Origin of the sequence: Microcella daejeonensis (genome assembly GCF_026625045.1) — a bacterium.
GTDB lineage: Bacteria > Actinomycetota > Actinomycetes > Actinomycetales > Microbacteriaceae > Microcella > Microcella daejeonensis.
In genome coordinates, this window is sequence record NZ_CP113089.1 from 1695552 (window position 1) to 1709097 (window position 13546).

At 72.2% G+C, this 13546-nt stretch carries 14 protein-coding genes; 10 read left to right on the plus strand and 4 right to left on the minus strand.

What is annotated here, in order from left to right; genetic code table 11:
• The first annotated feature begins 24 nt into the window (after positions 1-24).
• Positions 25-906: a M48 family metalloprotease gene (locus tag OVN18_RS08245; RefSeq protein ID WP_267780234.1), complete on the plus strand. Its 882-nt coding sequence runs from the start codon at positions 25-27 to the stop codon at positions 904-906.
• On the opposite strand, the gene OVN18_RS08250 is transcribed toward OVN18_RS08245, so the two are convergent.
• Complete coding sequence (locus OVN18_RS08250; RefSeq protein ID WP_267780236.1) at positions 903-2108, minus strand: winged helix-turn-helix domain-containing protein; 1206 nt, start codon at positions 2106-2108, stop codon at positions 903-905. The genes OVN18_RS08245 and OVN18_RS08250 overlap by 4 nt on opposite strands.
• Positions 2109-2299: 191 nt before the next feature.
• Between OVN18_RS08250 and OVN18_RS08255 the strand changes: the two genes are divergently transcribed.
• The 6 genes from OVN18_RS08255 to ilvA are packed head-to-tail and all read left to right on the plus strand — an operon-like array spanning position 2300 to position 8699.
• Complete coding sequence (locus tag OVN18_RS08255) at positions 2300-3430, plus strand: ABC transporter substrate-binding protein (RefSeq protein WP_267780237.1); 1131 nt, start codon at positions 2300-2302, stop codon at positions 3428-3430.
• The gene (locus tag OVN18_RS08260; RefSeq protein WP_407666081.1) at positions 3420-4358 is read left to right on the plus strand and encodes an ABC transporter permease; all 939 of its coding nucleotides are present in this window, start codon (positions 3420-3422) and stop codon (positions 4356-4358) included. Before OVN18_RS08255 ends, OVN18_RS08260 begins: the two co-directional genes overlap by 11 nt.
• Positions 4355-5164 carry an ABC transporter permease gene (locus OVN18_RS08265; RefSeq protein ID WP_267782967.1) on the plus strand — a complete coding sequence of 270 codons (810 nt, stop codon included), beginning with the start codon at positions 4355-4357 and terminating at the stop codon, positions 5162-5164. The genes OVN18_RS08260 and OVN18_RS08265 overlap by 4 nt, the downstream gene beginning before the upstream one ends.
• Positions 5161-6249, plus strand: coding sequence for an ABC transporter ATP-binding protein (locus OVN18_RS08270; RefSeq protein ID WP_267780238.1), 1089 nt, complete (start codon positions 5161-5163; stop codon positions 6247-6249). The genes OVN18_RS08265 and OVN18_RS08270 overlap by 4 nt, the downstream gene beginning before the upstream one ends.
• 9 nt (positions 6250-6258) lie before the next feature.
• A complete protein-coding gene (locus OVN18_RS08275; RefSeq protein WP_267780240.1) occupies positions 6259-7416 on the plus strand; it encodes an AI-2E family transporter in 1158 nt (385 codons plus the stop codon).
• Complete coding sequence (gene ilvA, locus OVN18_RS08280) at positions 7413-8699, plus strand: threonine ammonia-lyase (RefSeq protein WP_267780241.1); 1287 nt, start codon at positions 7413-7415, stop codon at positions 8697-8699. The genes OVN18_RS08275 and ilvA overlap by 4 nt, the downstream gene beginning before the upstream one ends.
• Positions 8700-9238: 539 nt before the next feature.
• On the opposite strand, the gene greA is transcribed toward ilvA, so the two are convergent.
• Positions 9239-9724 (minus strand): transcription elongation factor GreA, encoded by a 486-nt coding sequence (greA, locus tag OVN18_RS08285; RefSeq protein ID WP_267780243.1) that lies wholly within the window; start codon positions 9722-9724, stop codon positions 9239-9241.
• Positions 9725-9793: 69 nt separating this feature from the next.
• Positions 9794-10246: a DUF4307 domain-containing protein gene (locus OVN18_RS08290; RefSeq protein ID WP_267780245.1), complete on the minus strand. Its 453-nt coding sequence runs from the start codon at positions 10244-10246 to the stop codon at positions 9794-9796.
• Between the two features lie 134 nt (positions 10247-10380).
• Here OVN18_RS08290 and OVN18_RS08295 point away from each other — a divergent pair, with 134 nt between their 5' ends.
• Entirely contained in the window at positions 10381-10740 is a 360-nt protein-coding gene (locus tag OVN18_RS08295) for a hypothetical protein (RefSeq protein WP_267739219.1), read from the plus strand.
• Here the strand turns inward: OVN18_RS08295 and trhA are convergent.
• Positions 10684-11424, minus strand: coding sequence for a PAQR family membrane homeostasis protein TrhA (gene trhA, locus OVN18_RS08300; RefSeq protein WP_407666031.1), 741 nt, complete (start codon positions 11422-11424; stop codon positions 10684-10686). The two genes, OVN18_RS08295 and trhA, sit on opposite strands and share 57 nt — an antisense overlap.
• Before the next feature lie 131 nt (positions 11425-11555).
• On the opposite strand from trhA, the gene OVN18_RS08305 reads away from it, so the two are divergent.
• Positions 11556-12287 carry an isoprenyl transferase gene (locus OVN18_RS08305; RefSeq protein ID WP_267782969.1) on the plus strand — a complete coding sequence of 244 codons (732 nt, stop codon included), beginning with the start codon at positions 11556-11558 and terminating at the stop codon, positions 12285-12287.
• A gap of 96 nt (positions 12288-12383) precedes the next feature.
• Positions 12384-13511 carry an aminotransferase class V-fold PLP-dependent enzyme gene (locus OVN18_RS08310; RefSeq protein WP_267780247.1) on the plus strand — a complete coding sequence of 376 codons (1128 nt, stop codon included), beginning with the start codon at positions 12384-12386 and terminating at the stop codon, positions 13509-13511.
• Positions 13512-13546: the final 35 nt, after the last annotated feature.

Below are 13546 nucleotides of genomic sequence, written 5' to 3' on the forward strand. Positions count from 1 at the left end.
TGATCTCGCCCCAGGAGGGCATCCGTGTACCGCGCCATCGCCGCGAACAAGCGCAACACCGTGCTCATCATGTTCGCGTTCCTCGTGCTCATCGGGGCGCTCGGGCTCGTCGCCGACTACCTCTACGGGGGCGGCTTCGGCATCTTCATCGGCACGCTGATCGGGGCGGGCGCCTACACGCTGTTCCAGTACTTCGCCGCCGGGCGGCAGGCGCTCTCGATGGCGGGAGCGCGGCAGATCCAGAAGGCCGACAACCCGCGGCTGTACCGCATCGTCGAGAACCTCGCCATCACCGAGGGGATGCCCATGCCGGCGGTCTACGTCGTCGACGATCCCGCACCGAACGCCTTCGCCACGGGCCGCGATCCGCAGCACGCGAGCGTCGCCGCGACGACGGGCCTCATGGATCTCATGACCGACCGCGAGCTCACCGGCGTCATGGCGCACGAGCTCGGGCACGTGAAGAACTACGACATCCGCGTCTCGACGATCGTCTTCGGGCTCACCGTCGCGGTCGGTCTCATCGCCGACGTGCTCGCGCGCATGGCCTTCTTCGGCGGCAATCGCAACAACAACGGGGGCAACCCGATCGTGCTCGTCTTCGGCCTGGTGGCGATGCTGGTCGCACCGCTCGTCGCGGCGCTCATCCAGGCGGCGGTGTCGCGGCAGCGCGAGTACCTCGCGGACGTGACCGGCGCCATGACGACCCGCGACCCGGAGGGGCTCGCGAGCGCGCTGCAGAAGCTCGGGGACTACGCCCGTCCGATGCGCAAGCAGAACTCGACGATGGCGCACCTCTGGATCAGCGATCCGATGAAGCCCGGCGTCATGGACCGCATGTTCCAGACGCACCCGCCGATCACCGAGCGGGTCAAGCGCCTCATCCAGAACTCGACCCGCTTCTAGCGGGCGAGCGCGACGCCCAGCTCGGCGGCGGCGTTGCCGCGGCCCGCGACGGCGACGTCGTCGAGCCTCTGCCAGGCGGCGGCCGAGCGCAGCAGCGGCGCGAGCCGCTCGGCGAGCGCCCCGGGCGGCACCCCGTCCTCCGCCCACACCGACTGCACGCGCAGCACTCCGGCCTTGCGGTCGCTCTTGAGGTCGACGCGGCCCGCGAGCGCGTCGTCCACGAGCACCGGCAGCGAGTAGTAGCCGTACTGCCGCTTCTCCGCCGGCGTGTAGATCTCGATGCGGTAGTGGAAGTCGAAGAGGCGCAGCGCGCGATCCCGGTACCAGACGACCGGATCGAAGGGCGAGAGCAGGGCCGTGGCGCTGATGCGGCGGGGGATGCGCGCGGCCGGGTCGCGCCAGGCGGGCAGCGGGCGTGAGCCGCGCATCCACCCCTCGACCGTCACGGGCTCGACCAGGCCCTGCTCGTGCAGCTCGCGCAGGGCGGCCTGCGTGTCGGCGACGGGCAGGCGGTGGTAGTCGGCGATATCGCCGACCGCGCCGACGCCGAGCGCGACGACCGCGCGGTGCACGAGGGCGCGCACCGCCTCGGCCCGCGGAGGGTGCTGCGCGTGCAGCTCGGCGAGCCCCACCTGCTCGGGCAGCGCGTAGACCCGCGAGAAACCGCGGCGGCCGGCGCTGACGACGTCGCCCCAGCGGAAGAGGAACTCGAGGCCGTGCTTCACGTCGCTCCAGCCCCACCACGGCCCGCGGCGCACGTTCTCGTCGTGCTCGATCTCGCTCGCGGTGACGGGGCCGGTGATCGCGAGCTCGCGCCGCAGCCAGTCGAGCATCGGCCCGTGCTCGCGCACCCAGGCGTGCTTGACGGGGTCGCGGCCGCGCAGCAGCTCGCGCTTCCAGTGCCAGAGCGGCCAGTCGTCGCGGCGGATCACGGCGGCCTCGTGCGCCCAGTACTCGTGGTACCGGCCGCGCTCGGCGAAGAGCATCGCGTCGAGGGCGGCGGGGTCGTAGGCGCCGAGCCGGGCGAACAGCGGCAGGTAGTGCGAGCGCGTGAAGACGCTCACCGAGTCGAGCTGCAGCACGCCGAGCCGGTCGACGGCCGTCGCCAGGCGGCGCGGGGTGACGGCGTCGGGATGCTCCCGCCCGAAACCCTGCGCGGCGAGCGCGAGCCGGCGCGCGGCGGAGGCGGTCAGGTGCGGCACGCCTCGACCGTAGCGCGCACGGGCGACATCGCCGGAGCATCCTGAGCGCCCCTCGTTCACCCGCCGTTACCCGGCCCGCCCCCGGCGCGCACCGAGTGCGACATATCCCGTGCTTAGCGTGCGGATAGCGCGGTACCCCCTGAGCTCGCACACAGCACGAGCCGCCGCGCCATTCCCCGGAGGACACCCCTGTGATTCGCTCTCGATTCCTCGCCGGCGCGGCCCTCGCCGCCGCCGCGACCCTCTCCCTCACCGCCTGCGCGACCGACGCCGAGCCGACCGCCGCCGGCGGCGTCGACGCCGCGACCGCCACGAGCCTCGCCGACTTCGGCACGCTCGCCGACCTCGAGGCGGCCGCCAAGGCCGAGGGCGCCCTCAACGTCATCGCCCTGCCGCGCGACTGGGCCAACTACGGCGAGATCATCGACCTCTTCGCCGAGCGCTACCCCGAGATCACCATCACCGAGGCCTCGCCCGACGCCTCGAGCGCCGAGGAGATCCAGGCGGCCGAGAACCTGGCCGGTCAGGACACCGCCCCCGACGTCTTCGACCTCGGCCTCGCCGTCGCCCTGACGAGCACCGACTACTTCGCGCCCTACAAGGTCGAGCGCTGGGACGACATCCCCGACGCCCTCAAGGAGGAGTCGGGGCTGTTCGTCGGCGACTACGGCGGGTACATGGCCGTCGGCTACGACCCCGACGCCGTTCCGGCCCCGGAGTCGCTCGAGGATCTGCTCGGCGAGGAGTACCGCGGCAAGGTCGCCATCAACGGCGACCCGACGCAGGCCGGAGCCGCCTTCGCGGCCGTCGGCATGGCCACCGTGCAGAACGGCGGCGACCTCGACGACTTCCAGGCCGGCATCGACTTCTTCGAGGAGCTCAACGCCGCGGGCAACTTCGTCAAGATCGACCCGACGCCCGCCACGGTCGCCTCGGGCGAGACCCCCGTCGTCTTCGACTGGGACTACCTGAACAACGGCTACGCCGCCGAGCTCGACGGCCAGCGCAACTGGGAGGTCGTGGTCTTCGACGGCACCGGCTACGCGGGCTACTACAACCAGGCCATCAACAAGGACGCGCCGAACCCGGCCGCCGCCCGCCTCTGGATGGAGTTCCTCTACAGCCCCGAGGTGCAGAACCTGTGGCTGAAGGGTGGCGCCCGCCCCGTGCTCGAGCAGGCCATGGTCGAGGCCGGCGAGATCGACGAGGAGCTCTACGCGGCTCTCCCCGAGGCGCCCGCCGACACCGTCGTGCCCACGGCCGAGCAGAGCGACGCCGCGGCGACGCTGCTCGGCGAGCGCTGGGCGACCGCTGTCCAGTAGCACGGTCGTCACCCCCGCGGTCGAGCCCCGGAGCGCAGCAGCGCCCCGGGGCTCGACCCGCCCGGTCCCGTCCCGCCGCGCACGCGGCGGGACGGCCGCCTGGGGGGTGGCGCCCTTCGCCGTCTACGTCGCCCTCTTCCTCGTCCTGCCCACCGTGATCGCGCTCGCGACCGGCTTCGTCGACGAGGACGGCGCCCCGACGCTCGACACCGTCGCCGCGCTCGGCGATCCCTTCGTGCTGCGCGGCTTCGGCACCTCGATCGCGCTCTCGGCCGTCACGGCCGTCATCGGCGCGCTGCTGGGCGCGCTGGTCAGCTACGCGATCGTCTCTGCCCGCCCCGAGGGGATGCTCCGCTCGGTGATCGACGCCGCGAGCGGGGTGCTCGCCCAGTTCGGCGGCGTCATGCTCGCCTTCGCGTTCATCGCGACCATCGGCATCCAGGGCGGCGTCACGGTGCTGCTGCGCGACCTCGCCGGCATCGACATCTTCGCCGACGGCGTCTGGCTCTACGAGTCGCCGGGCCTGATCCTGCCCTACATCTACTTCCAGGTGCCGCTCATGATCATCGTCTTCCTGCCGGCCCTCGAGTCGCTCAAGCCGCAGTGGGCCGAGGCCAACGCGACGCTCGGCGGCACGACCGCGACGTTCTGGTGGCGCATCGGCATCCCCGTGCTCTGGCCCTCGTTCCTCGGCTCGCTGCTGCTGCTGTTCGCCAACGCCTTCTCCTCCTACGCCACCGCGGCCGCGCTGACGAGCCAGGGGCAGTCGATCGTGCCCCTGCAGATCCGGGCCGCGCTCACGAGCGAGACGCTGCTCGGGCGCGAGAACCTCGCCGGGGCGCTCGCGCTGGGCATGGTCGTCGTGATGGTCATCGTGATGACGCTGTACGCCCTGCTGCAGCGCCGGGCCGACCGGTGGCGACGATGAGCGCGGGCGCGGGCATCCCGGCCCCCAGCGCTCTCGCGCGCCGCAGCATCCTCGCGGTGGTCGGCGTGCTGTTTGCGATCCCCCTCGTCGCGATGGTCGAGTTCACGCTGCGCCGCGGGCTCGAGGGCGGCTACGACCTCAGCCGCTGGATCACCGTGCTCACGGGCGACCTCGGCCCGGCCTACCGGCCCCTCGGCCAGGCCATCGGCAACTCCCTCGCCCTCGCCGCCGTCACCGTGCTCGTCGTGCTCGTGCTGCTGGTGCCGACGATGGTGCTCGTGCAGCTGCGGCTGCCTCGGCTGCGCCGAGCGCTCGAGTTCGTCTGCCTGCTGCCGATCAGCATCCCGGCGATCGTGCTCGTCGTCGGTCTCGCGCCCGTCTACAGCGTCGTCGCCCGCCTCTTCGGCAGCGGCGTCTGGACCTTGGCCTTCGCCTACGGCATCATCGTGCTGCCCTTCGCCTACCGGGCCGTGCAGTCGAACCTCGAGGCGCTCGACCTCGCCACCCTCACCGAGGCGGCGCGCTCGCTCGGCGCGTCCTGGCCCGTCGTGATCGTGCGCGTGCTGCTGCCGAACCTGCGCCGCGGACTGCTCGCCGCGGGGTTCATCTCGATCGCCGTCGTGCTCGGCGAGTTCACCATCGCCTCGCTGCTCAACCGGCAGAACCTGCAGACGGCGCTCGTCGTCGTCAGCAAGGACGACCCCTACATCGCCGTGGTGCTCGCACTGCTGGCGCTCCTGCTGGCCTTCGTACTGCTGCTCGCCATCGGGCGCGTCGGTCGAGGCCGCACCCGGAAGGAATCATGACCGACACCGCTGCGCCGTCCTCCGTCTCGGGCCCCGCCCGCGTCTCCGCCCCCGTCGCCCTCGAGGGCGTCGTCAAGCGGTTCCCCGGCCTCACGGCGCTCGACGGCGTCTCCCTCGAGCTCGCCCCTGGCGAGTTCGTCGCGCTGCTCGGGCCCTCGGGCTGCGGCAAGACGACGGCTCTGCGCGTTCTCGCCGGGCTCGAGCCGGCTGACGAGGGGCGCATCCTCATCGACGGCGACGACGTCGCGCGCGTGCCCACCAATAAGCGCGACATCGGCATGGTGTTCCAGTCGTACTCGCTGTTCCCGCACATGACGGTTCTCGAGAACGTCGAATTCGGTCTGCGGATGCGCCGCGTGCCCGCGGCGGACCGCCGACGCCGCGCGCAGGAATCACTCGAGCTGGTCGGCCTCGGCAGCCATGGAGCGCGCTACGCGCACCAGCTCTCCGGCGGCCAGCAGCAGAGGGTCGCCCTGGCTCGCGCCCTCGTCACGCGCCCCCGCGTCCTCCTGCTCGACGAACCCCTCAGCGCGCTCGACGCGAAGGTGCGCGTGCAGCTGCGCGACGAGATCCGCCGCATCCAGACCGAGCTGGGCATCACGACGGTCTTCGTCACCCACGACCAGGAGGAGGCGCTCGCCGTCGCCGACCGCGTCGCCGTCATGCGCGCCGGCCGCATCGAGCAGATCGGCACGCCGGAGGAGCTCTACACGCGACCCTCGTCGGCCTTCGTGGCCGAGTTCGTGGGACTCAGCAACCGCCTGCCCGGCACGATCGACGGCGACGCGGTCACGGTGCTCGGCCAGCGCCTGCCGCTGCTCGCGCCCGCCGAGCACGGCGCCGCGGTGCAGGCCCTCGTCCGCCCCGAGGACGTGCGGCTCGTGGCCGAGGGGGAGGGGGCGACGGGCACGGTGCTGACCAGCTCGTTCCTCGGCTCCCTGCGCCGCACGCGCGTGCGCCTGGAGGACGGGGCGGAGCTCGTCGTGCAGCACGACGTGGCCCGCGCCGCGCATCCCGGCGACCGGGTGGGGGTGCTGCTCAGCGGGCGCCCAGTCTCGACCTCCGCGGCTGCTGAGCGCTCGTAGACTGTGGCGATGCTCCGCCGTCGCCGTCCCATCGAGCCCGAGGCCCCCCTGACCGACGGGGTGCCCGCCGGTATGCGCATCGCCGGCGCGTGGTCGTGGCGCCTGCTCGCGATCACCGCCGTCATCGGCGTCGTGATCTTCCTCGTGATGCAGCTCGCCCTGCTCGTCATCCCGATCTTCATCGCCGTGCTGCTCGCGGCGCTGCTGCAGCCCTTCAACGGCTGGCTGCAGCGCATCGGCTGGCCGAAGTGGCTCAGCGTGACCGCCTCGATGCTCGCCCTGCTCGGCGTCGTCTCAGGGCTCATCTGGCTGGTCGTCTCCCAGATCCGCATGGGCCTTCCCGCTCTGGAGGAGCGCGCGGTCGAGCGGTTCGACGAGATCGTCGGGCAGATCAGCTCGACCTTCGGCATCTCGGAGGACGAGATCCAGACGGTCATCGACGACACCATCGGGCAGTTCGACCTCACCGACGACTGGTTCGTCAGCGGCGCCCTCTCGGTGGGCTCGACGGTCAGCGAGGTGCTCACGGGCGCCGTGCTCGCGCTCTTCACCCTGCTGTTCCTGCTGCTCGACGGCCGCCGCATCTGGACCTTCGTGCTCGGCCTGCTGCCGAAGCAGTCGCGCAAGGCTGTCGACGGCGGCGCGACCGCCGGCTGGCTGACGGTCACCAACTTCGCGAAGGTGCAGATCTTCGTCGCCTTCGTCGACGCCGTGGGCATCGGGCTCGGAGCGCTGTTCCTGCAGCTGCCGCTCGCCCTGCCGATCGCGGTCGCGGTGTTCCTCGGCAGCTTCATCCCGATCATCGGCGCGGTCGTGACGGGCGCTCTCGCCGTCGTCGTCGCTCTCATCTTCATCGGCCCGGTTCAGGCGCTCATCATGCTCGGCATCGTGCTGCTCGTGCAGCAGATCGAGGGCAACATCCTGCAGCCGCTCGTCATGGGCTCGGTCGTGAAGGTGCACCCGCTGGCCGTGGTGCTCGCGGTCGCCGCGGGCGGGTTCCTCGCGGGCATCCCCGGAACGCTCTTCGCCGTGCCCATCGTCGCCTTCCTCAACGTCTCCATCCGGTACATTGCGAGCGGGGCCTGGCGAACTCGCCCGCGCCCGACGATGGACGATCTCGCGGCGATCACCCATGTCGACGACGGCCGCGGCAAGAAGACACCATGACCGACATCGCGCTCACCCCGCCCGCGGGCGTCTCCGCCGCGCCGATCGTGCGCGAGCTCCCCGGGCCGACGCTCGCCGAGGTCGAGGCGGCGCGCGACGTCGTGCGCGCGGTCGCCGAGGTGACGCCCATGGAGACCTCGCGGCATCTCAGCGAGATCCTCGGGGTTCCGGTGCACATGAAGTGCGAGAACCTGCAGCGCACGGGCTCGTACAAGATCCGCGGAGCGTACAACCGCATGTCGCGGCTCGGCGACGAGGAGAAGGCCCGCGGCGTCGTCGCGGCCAGCGCCGGCAACCACGCTCAGGGCGTGGCGTTCGCGGCGCGCGAGCTGGGCATCCGGGCCACGATCTTCATGCCCATCGGCGTCGCCCTGCCGAAGCTGCAGGCGACCCGGCACTACGGCGCTGAGGTCGTGCTCGTCGGGCACACCGTCGCCGAGCCGCTGCGCGCCGCGCAGACCCACGCCGCCGATACCGGCGCCGTCTACATCCCGCCCTTCGACCACCCCGACGTCATCGCCGGCCAGGGCACACTCGGGCTCGAGGTGCTCGAGCAGGTGCCCGACCTCGAGACGCTCATCGTGCCGATCGGCGGCGGAGGTCTCATCTCGGGCATGGCGAGCGTGCTCAAGCGCAAGGCGGCCGAGCTGGGTCGCGAGATCCGGATCATCGGCGTCCAGTCCTCGCACGCTGCCGCCTACCCGGCGAGCCTCGCCGCGGGCGTGCCGACCGGGGTCGAGGTCTCGCCGACGATCGCCGACGGCATCGCCGTCTCGAAGCCGGGCAAGCTCAACTTCGCGATCATCAAGGATGCCGTCGACGAGGTCGTCACGGTCGACGACGACGACATCGCGCGGGCCATGCTCGTGCTGCTCGAACGCGCCAAGCTCGTCGTCGAGCCGGCCGGGGCGGTCGGAGTGGCGGCCATCCTCACGGGGCGCGTGCGCGCCTCCGGCCCGACCGTCGTCATGCTGTCGGGCGGCAACATCGATCCGCTCGTCATGGAGCGCGTCATCAGCCACGGGCTGGCCGCCTCGGAGCGGTACCTGAAGCTGCGCATCCCGCTGCCCGATCGCCCCGGCCAGCTGGCCGAGACGAGCCGCATCGTCGCCGAGCAGAACGCGAACGTCGTGGAGGTGCTGCACACCCGCCACGGCTCGGGGCTGCAGATCAGCCAGGTCGAGCTCGAGCTGCACATCGAGACGCGCGGGCCCGAGCATGCCGAGCAGGTGCTGCACGCGCTGCGGGCGCACGGCTACGAACCGCGCTCGCTCAGCGTCTGAGCCGCGCGGCGCGACCCGCGACGCTGAACCCCGGGGTCTCCGCCCGCCGGGGAGCGTGCCGGCGCGGGCACGGCGTCGCGCACGCCCGGCCCGGCGCGCGCTCCCGGGGCGACCTCGTCGGCCGAGGTGCTCGCGCGGGGCACTCGCATGCCGCCAGCCGCGCCGAGCGCGCTGACCGCGCTCCCCGCGCCGCCTTTGCGATACCGGCCACGTGCTGCCCGCGCCGCTCTCGCGGACCGCGCAGTTCGCACGATCCTCGCGGCTTGGATCCTTCCGCCCGCGCGCCTTCCACTGTGCAGGAATTCGACGAGGATCGCTCGTCATGGTCCTGCGGAGTGGAAGGAGTCAGCGAGTCGATCGTGATGCGGACATGCGGCCCGGAGCGCGGACCGAGGCCCGGAGGATGGAGCGGCCTATGACGGATGACCCGGCATCGACCTCGCCGTTCGGTACGGATCGGCGGCCGGGATCGGCCGGCCCAGTGCTCGCCCCGTCGCGCTGAGACGCGCGCCAGGATGAGACGGCGACCGCTCAGGGCACTACGGCCGGTAGTTCTCCACGTCGACGATCTCGACCGAGATGCTCGCGCCGGTGGGCGCCTCGTAGCTCGTCTTCTCGCCGATCTTGAGGCCGAGGATGGCCGCGCCGAGCGGGCTCTTCTCGCTGTAGACGTCGAGATCGCTGCCGGCGGCGAGGATCTCGCGGCTGCCGAGCAGGAACTTCTCCTCGTCCCCCATGACCTTGGCGGTGACGACGGTGCCGGCCTCGACGACGCCGTGCGATTCGGGCGCCTCGCTCACGGTGGCGGTGCGCAGCAGCTCGGTGAGCTGGCGGATGCGGGCCTCCATCTTGCCCTGCTCGTCCTTCGCGGCGTGGTAGCCGCCGTTCTCCTTGAGGTCGCCCTCGTCGCGCGCCATCTCGATGCGCTTCGCGATCTCGGAGCGGCCCTCGGTCGCGAGGGTCTCGAGCTCAGCGGTGAGCCGGTCGTACGCGTCCTGGGAGAGCCACGGGGTCTCGCTGCTCATCGGTCATCGCCTCCTGACAGAACGGAACCGGCCGAAGGTCGGCCGGTTCCGTGATCGATTCCGTCGAGGCTACGGGAGCCAGCAGCGGTACGGCAAACCGGTCACGGGCTCCTCCGAGGTTCTCACCGACTCGGTGAACTGCCGCGTCCGCTCCTCCGCCGCGCCGAGCTCGACGATGCGCCAGCCCACGATGCCGAAGCTCCCGTTGAGGGCCTGCAGCGCGCAGGTCACCTCGGTGCCCGGCTCCACGCTGACCTCCCACTGCACGGTCACGCTCGTCGGCGTGGCGTCGCGGAAGCCGAGCTCGCGCACCTCCAGTGAGGCGTTCGTCCCCGAGAGCCCGCCCCAGACGACCCACGCCGCGAAGACGGCGACGAAGGCCACCGCGGCGACGATCGAGACGGTGCGCACGCGGCGGCCGTCGCGCGGCGTGCGCCCGTAGCGCGCATCGAGCCGAGCCTGCGGAGCGGATGGGGAGGAGGGGAGGGGCGCGGCGGCGCTCGGAGCGGGGGAGGAGGTCATGGTGCGGCGCTCGATCGATTCCTCAGCAGGCGGCGGATAGTCTCGACCACGGTACTGCGCGCCGCTGAGCGCACGCCCATCCCCGGTCGAGGCGCATCCGCCCCGACCCGCCCTCGACACCCCTGGAGCGCCTCGTGACCTGGCAGCCGATCGCCCTGGCACCCTTCGGCCTCGGACCGGGCCCCGGCCCCGTCGACGACCCGGACAACCCGCTCATCCCGCCGATCGACGTCGACCCCAACCTCGTCTCGCCCGGCGTCGCCGGATTCATCGCCATCGCCGCGGTGACCATCGTGGTCATCCTGCTGCTCGTCGACATGATGCGCCGGATGCGCCGTGTGCGGTACCGCGGCGAGATCCGCGAGCGGCTGGCCGCCGAGCAGGCGGAGCAGGACGGGGGGTCGGCCGACGGCGACGGCGGTGCGGCGCGGCGCGGCTCAGCCGCCGAAGGGCGGATCGATGGCGACGAGCAGGATCCCCGTCCAGTGGCATAGGAACGCGATCACCGTGAGCGCGTGGAAGATCTCGTGGAACCCGAAGATGCCGGGCACGGGGTTCGGCTTCTTCATGCCGTAGATCACGGCGCCCGCCGTGTAGGCGAGCCCGCCCGCGATGACGAGCACCATCATGGCCGCGTCGGCGGCGAAGAGGTCGCCCATGTAGAGCACGGCGGCCCAGCCGAGCAGCAGGTAGAGCGGCACGTAGGCCCAGCGCGGCGCCCCGATCCAGAACACGCGGAACCCGATGCCGAGCGCGGCCCCCGCCCAGACGAGGCCGAGCAGCAGGTACCCCTTATCGGGCGGCAGCGCGAGGACCGCGAGGGGCGTGTACGTGCCCGCGATGAGCAGGAAGATGTTGGCGTGGTCGAGGCGCTTGAGCAGGATGCGCGTGCGATCGCTCCAGGTGAACCGGTGGTAGGTCGCCGAGATGCCGAAGAGCAGCAGCGAGGTGGTCATGAAGACCGCGCTCGACCAGGTGGCGGCCGCACCGTCGGCGACGATCAGCAGGACGATGCCGGCGACGAGGGCGACGGGGAAGGTGCCCGCGTGGATCCAGCCGCGCCAGGTGGGCTTCGCGTCGAGCGCCGCGTACTCGATCGACTCCTCCAGCAGCGGCACGTTGGGTAGATCGGTGCCGGGTTCGCGGTCGATGTCGGAGTCGGGTGAGGTCACGCTCACGACCCTACGTCGAGCGGCGGCGGCCGCGGAATCCTTTGGCGTCCGCGGACAAGCGCCGCGGGGTGCACTACCGTAAGCCTGTGCGTTCGAAGCGAACCCCGCTCGGCAGCGGGCTGCTCTACCAGCTCTACATGGGCCGGCTGCGGCGGCGCCTGGCGGGAACCACGCACCCCCACCACGTGGCCATGATCATCGACGGCAACCGGCGATGGGCCCGGCAGTACGGCGGCACCACCGATCACGGCTACCGCGCCGGCGCCGACAAGATGCGCGAGTTCCTCTCCTGGTGCGATCAGGCCAATATCGGCGTGGTCACCCTCTACCTGCTGTCGACCGACAACCTCGCCGGGCGTCACGCTGACGAGCTCGCGGGCCTCTCGCGCATCATCGCCGAGCTCGCCGACGAGCTCTCGCGGCAGCCCGGCTGGCGCGTGCAGCACGTCGGCAGCCGCGACGGCCTCAGCGAGAACCTGCTGCAGCACCTCGACGACGCCGAGGCCCGCACGGCCGACAACCGCGGCCTGCACATCAACCTCGCGGTCGGCTATGGCGGCCGCCGCGAGATCGCCGACGCCGTGCGCTCGATCGTGCACCACCACGCCGAGCGCGGGGGGACCCTCGACGAGCTCGCCGAGCAGGTCACCCCCGAGCGCATCGCCGAGCACCTGTACACGGGCGGGCAGCCCGATCCCGACCTCGTCATCCGCACCTCGGGCGAGCAGCGCCTGAGCGACTTCATGCTGTGGCAGAGCGCGCACAGCGAGTTCTACTTCGTGGAGGCCCTCGGCCCCGACCTGCGCGAGGTCGACTTCCTCCGCGCGCTGCGCGACTTCGGCCGCCGTCAGCGCCGGTACGGCGCCTGAACGGCCGCCGCACCGCCAGCCCCATCCGCCCCGCCCGACCCCGCTCGAGCGCGACCCGCGCGCTCGACCCCACCGCCTCGAAGGAGCGCGCATCCCGTGATCTCGATCGATGAGTACGCGTCCCGGTTCCGGGAGGATCCCGGCTACCTCAACTTCGCCAGCGCCGGCCCCGTCGGCGAGACCGTCATCGCCGAGATGCGCGCGCAGTCGGAGATCCTCGCCCGCGCCCGCTTCGGCTCGCTGCCGGACGTGCTCGGGGAGGAGGAGCGGGTGGATGCGGCCGTCGCCGCCCTGCTCGGGCGCCGGCCGGATCAGGTGGTCTTCCAGCCGAGCACGAGCCAGGCGCTCATGCACGTCATGTTCGGTCTCACCGGCGGTGTGGCGCTCAGCCCGGGGGAGTTCCCCTCGGTCGGCTACGCCGCCGCCCGCGCGGCCGAGGCGCTCGGCGTCCTCGTGCCCCACGCGATCACGCCCGAGCACGAGCGCATCACGCCCGCCGTCGTCCGCGATCAGATGGCCTCCTCCGTGGTCGCCGTCTGCGTGAGCCTCGTCGACTACCGCACCGGCCACCTCGTCGACCTCGAGGGCATCCGCCAGGTCATCGGCGACCGGCTGCTCATCGTCGACGCCATCCAGGGCGTCGGCGTCGTCGAGGCGCCGTGGGAGCTCGCCGACGTGATCGTCTCGGGCGGGCAGAAGTGGCTGCGCGCGGGATACGGGACGGGGTTCCTTGCCCTCAGCGACCGCGCGCGCGAGCAGCTCACGCCCGTGTGGTCGGGATGGATGGCGATCGGCGACCTGCCCGACGGGCCCGAGCACGAGATCCTGCCGCCGCAGGCGGATGCGCGCGCCTTCCGCGTCGGCTTCCCCGACCCGGCGGCGCAGGGCCGCCTGGCGGTGGCGGTCGAGGAGGTGCTCGACGTCGGCGTGGGGGTGCTGCGGGAGCGGGTGCTCGAGCGCGCCTCCCGGGTCATCGACCTGCTCGACGAGGTGGGTCTGCCTGTCGTGTCGCCGCGGGAGGACGCCGAGCGGGCGGGGATCGTCGTGGCGGAGCCGGCGCCGGAGCAGCTGAGCATCCTCACCGCCGCCCTGCACAACCACGGCGTCACCGTCACCGCGCGGGGCGGCCTGGTGCGCTTCGCGCCGCACGCCACCACGAGCGACGAGACGCTCGAGCTGCTGCGGGCGAGCCTCGCCGAGTACCAGGCCGGCAGCCGCGTCTGAACGCCAGGTTTCCCGCAGATGACGCCGGGCGTGTC

Bases quoted from the DNA above. Each gene is read 5' to 3' on its own strand.
- OVN18_RS08265 (WP_267782967.1), top strand. From the start codon at position 4,355: ATGAGCGCGGGCGCGGGCATCCCGGCCCCCAGCGCTCTCGCGCGCCGC.
- OVN18_RS08270 (WP_267780238.1), top strand. From the start codon at position 5,161: ATGACCGACACCGCTGCGCCGTCCTCCGTCTCGGGCCCCGCCCGCGTC.
- OVN18_RS08275 (WP_267780240.1), top strand. From the start codon at position 6,259: ATGCTCCGCCGTCGCCGTCCCATCGAGCCCGAGGCCCCCCTGACCGAC.
- ilvA (WP_267780241.1), top strand. From the start codon at position 7,413: ATGACCGACATCGCGCTCACCCCGCCCGCGGGCGTCTCCGCCGCGCCG.
- greA (WP_267780243.1), bottom strand. From the start codon at position 9,724: ATGAGCAGCGAGACCCCGTGGCTCTCCCAGGACGCGTACGACCGGCTC.
- OVN18_RS08290 (WP_267780245.1), bottom strand. From the start codon at position 10,246: ATGACCTCCTCCCCCGCTCCGAGCGCCGCCGCGCCCCTCCCCTCCTCC.
- OVN18_RS08305 (WP_267782969.1), top strand. From the start codon at position 11,556: ATGGGCCGGCTGCGGCGGCGCCTGGCGGGAACCACGCACCCCCACCAC.